The following is a 3,784-nucleotide window of genomic DNA, read 5'->3' on the forward strand; positions in this document are numbered from 1 at the left end:
GCGCGGCTCGCCGCCGAGCGGGCGCAGGCCGAGGCCGAGCAGGCACGCGTGGCCGCCTCGCAGGCCGAGGCCGAGCACGAGGCGGAGGTGCGCGCCGCCGACCGGCTGGACCCGCGCGTCGACCACCGGGCCGACGACTACGCGCCCCAGGTCGGCGGCACGGTCGACCAGCAGCCCACCCCGCCCTCCGAGGTCAACCGCGAGCCCGAGGCCGCGCCGCAGGCGGAGCCGGCCACCGAGACGGTGACGCAGCACGAGACCCCGACCGAGCCGACGACGCAGCCGCCCTCGGCCCCCTCAGCCGAGGCCCAGGCCGAGGGCCAGGCCGCCGACGGCACCCCGCTGCTGCCGCGCCGCACTCCCGGGGCCAACGACATGCCGGGCAAGCCGATGGAGAGCGACGGCACCAGTGGCGGCTGGTTCACCCGCAAGGACTCCGACAAGGCCTGACCCCGCGCCTGCGGGCGGGGCAGGTCGTCTGGACCAGTCGGAGGAATCCCGGGCCTCGCACTAGCATCGAGGACTGGGACACGCCATGCCACGCCTCGTGCTCAACGACAGGGAGCAGTGGGCCCTCCGCGACCTGCTGGGTGCTGAGCCATGCCCGGGGTCGCCGCTGCCGTCGCGACGGGCCCTCGAGGACCTGGCGGTGCTGATCCCGGCCGACGAGGTCGGTGCGGTGTTCCAGGACGGCTCCTACGCGCTCACCGACGGCATCCTCCTGAGCGGCGACATCGACACGCTCGAGCTCGAGAAGTCCCCCGGAGGACCCCACTACCTCGGGATCATGCACTGGAGCGAGCACCCGCGCGCGGCCGAGGCCTGCTTCGGTGGCCTGCCGGCGCAGTGGGACAGCGTGGCCATCGGCTTCCGCAACGGCGCCACCTGTCTCGTCCAGTTGTTCCTCGACCGGCAGGGACCGTTCACCGACCGCGACCTCGCGATGCTCCGGATGCTGGCGCCGACCCTGGCCCGCCTCACGCGTGAGCGACCCACTCCCGCCCTGCCCGCGTCGCTGACCACGCAGGAGCGTCGGGTGCTCAGCCACGTCGCGGCCGGCCGGTCGAACGCGGAGATCGCCGCCGACCTGTTCGTCGCTCCGTCGACGATCCGCAAGCACCTCGAGAACAGCTACCGCAAGCTCGGCGTGACCAGCCGGGTCGCCGCCGTCGCTCGCCTCCAGGGCCGCGACCTCCCGGACCTCGACCTCCGCGAGCGGCTCGAGCGCCTCGGCTGACACCGCGAATTCGCGCAAAGGCGAATACCGATCCGTGCCTCGCCGAGCCGACTCTGGTGACTGATGTCGTCCCGAGGAAGGCCCACCCCATGAAGCACCTCCGCACGCACACCGTCCTGGCCTCGGCAGTCCTGCTGACCGGCGCGGCCCTCGCCATGCCTCCCGCCACGTCGGGCGGGCCGCACCGCACGCACCCCCACCCACCGCCGTCGTCGACCGAGAGCGCCCAGGTGGTCCTCGACTGGGAGCGCACGGCATTCACCAGCATCTATCCCGCCACGCCCATCCCGGTCGGAGTGCCGCTGCTCGGCTACACGTCGACCGCGATGTACGACGCCGTGCAGTGGTCGGCGCGGCGGCACGACAGCTCCGAGACCGCCGCCGCCGCGAACGCCGCCCACGACGTGCTGGTCCACTACGTGCCGGCCGCCGCGAGCGCGCTGGACGCCCAGCTCGTCACCTCGCTGGCCGGTGTTCCCGACGGCGCAGCCGAGGACCGCGGCACCCGGATCGGGAAGGCGGTGGCCGCCGACCTGATCGACGAGCGCGCCGACGACGGCTACGGCGACACCTCCATCCACTACACGCTCCCGCCGGCGATCGGGACCTGGCAGCCCACGCCACCGGCGACGGACATGCTGGCCGCCTGGATCGGCTCGATGCGCCCGCTCGTGGTGCACCGGCTGGCCCGCGTCGACGGGCCGGACGCGCTGACGAGTGCCGACTACACCACCGACTACACCGAGGTGCGGCTGCTCGGCGGCACCGGACCGACCGTCCGCACCCAGGCGCAGGCCGACACCGCGGTGTTCTTCAACAGCAACTCCGCCACGATGGTCGGGGACGCACTCGTCCGCTACCTCGAGGCGCACCCGGTCGGCATCCAGGAGGCAGCCTCGCTGTTCGCCACGATCCACGGCGCGATGACCGACTCGCTCATCAGGTGCTGGCAGCTCAAGCGCGACGTCGGCTTCTGGCGTCCGTTCCAGGCGATCGCCGCGGCCGCCGACGACGGCAACCCCGACACCCAGCCGGAGGCCGGCTGGACGCCGCTGCTGCCCAGTCCGCCGTACTCCGACTACGTCAGCGGGCACGGGTGCCTCACCGGTCCCGCGGTCGAGGTGATCCGCACCCGCCTCGGCGAGACGACACCCCTGGAGCTGCGCTCGAGCAACTTCCCGACCGCCCCGAGGACCTACGCCACCCTCACCCAGCTGGAGTACGACGCCCTCAACGCGCGGATCTGGGGCGGGTTCCACTTCCGCGACGCGGTGACCGACGCCTACTCCATCGGCCACCGGACGGCCCGCGCGGTGATGCAGGAGATGGACAGGCACCACAGAAGGCGCTGACGTGCCACGATCTGTCGCGTGAGCCAGGTTCCCGCCGCGACCCGCACCCTGCGGGTGCTGCGGTTCCTGGCCACGCAGGCAGATCCCGTCCCGCTCGACCGGATCGTGCGGGCCTGCGACCTGCCGCGCAGCACGGCCTACCACCTGCTCAACACGATGATCGACGAGGGCTTCGTCGTGCACCTGCCCGACGAGCACCGCTACGGCCTCGGGGTCGCGGCCTTCGAGGTCGGCAGCGGCTTCACCCGGCAGGAGCCGCTCGCCCGGCTGGCCCGCCGCCCGCTGGCCGAGCTGGTCGACCGCACCGGCCACGGCGCCCATCTCGCGGTGCTGCACGGTCGCGACGTGCTCTACGTCATCGAGGAGCGCGCGCCCGGGCGGCCGCCGCTGGTCACCGACGTCGGCGTACGCCTGCCGGCGCACCTGACCGCGTCGGGGCGCACCATCCTGGCCGCGCTCCCGGCCAGCCAGGTGCGGGCGCTCTATCCCGACCGTGACGCGTTCGTCGACCGCCACGGCAAGGGACCGGCGTCGCTCAGCGCACTGCGCGCCCTCCTGTCCGCGACCCGGCAGCGCGGGCACGCCACCGAGGACGGCGAGGTGACCCCGGGCCTGCAGAGCGTCGCGGCTGCCGTGCTCGACCACAACGCGCACCCCGTGGCCGGCGTCGCGGTGACCTTCCCGAGCGACGCCGCGGCGGACGTCCCCGCGATCGCGGCCGCGGTGACCGCGACGGCCACCCGGCTGACGCGACGGGTCAGCGGCGCGGCGGCTGTGCGGTGACGGCGGAGACGGTGGTCACGTAGCCCGTCGTGGGCCACCCTCGTTGAGGCCTCAGACGACAAGGAGGTGCCGTGACCCCGACCCACCGCCCCGTGCAGCGCATCGCGATCTCGCTCCTGGCAGCCGGCGTGCTGGTGACCGGCGGCGTCCTCTCCGCGGCCCCCAGCGGGCCCGCCACGGCCAGCCTGTCGACGACGTACGACGCCCAGGTGCGGCAGCGTGCGGAGGTCGCGGCGGAGAGCCGGCCGCACACGCACCCGGGCAGGGCCGGCATCGAGACGGTCGCCGGCGGCGCCCTCTCCGACGGTCACGGGCACGTGCACAACGACCCGACCACCAAGAACGCGATCAGCCGCAGCGGCGAGGCCGCCGCCGCGCCCGACCGGACGACGCCCGCGCAGCGGTCCGCGAG

The 3,784-nt window shown here is 74.1% G+C and carries 5 protein-coding genes; all 5 read left to right on the forward strand.

Features of this window, described 5'->3' with window-relative positions; all coding sequences use genetic code 11:
- A partial coding sequence (locus tag JWN97_RS18160) for a hypothetical protein (RefSeq protein WP_297626056.1) occupies positions 1-450 on the forward strand: 450 nt, incomplete at its 5' end.
- An 85-nt stretch (positions 451-535) separates the two neighbouring features.
- Entirely contained in the window at positions 536-1,237 is a 702-nt protein-coding gene (locus tag JWN97_RS18165) for a helix-turn-helix transcriptional regulator (protein ID WP_297626059.1), read from the forward strand.
- 89 nt (positions 1,238-1,326) lie between these two features.
- On the forward strand, positions 1,327-2,589 hold the full coding sequence (locus JWN97_RS18170; protein ID WP_297626062.1) for a vanadium-dependent haloperoxidase: 1,263 nt from the start codon (positions 1,327-1,329) through the stop codon (positions 2,587-2,589).
- Positions 2,590-2,607: 18 nt separating this feature from the next.
- The gene (locus JWN97_RS18175) at positions 2,608-3,372 is read left to right on the forward strand and encodes an IclR family transcriptional regulator (RefSeq protein ID WP_297626065.1); all 765 of its coding nucleotides are present in this window, start codon (positions 2,608-2,610) and stop codon (positions 3,370-3,372) included.
- 71 nt (positions 3,373-3,443) lie between these two features.
- A partial coding sequence (locus JWN97_RS18180; RefSeq protein WP_297626068.1) for a hypothetical protein occupies positions 3,444-3,784 on the forward strand: 341 nt, incomplete at its 3' end.

It is taken from the genome of Nocardioides sp. (genome assembly GCF_025965415.1).
Lineage (GTDB): Bacteria > Actinomycetota > Actinomycetes > Propionibacteriales > Nocardioidaceae > Nocardioides.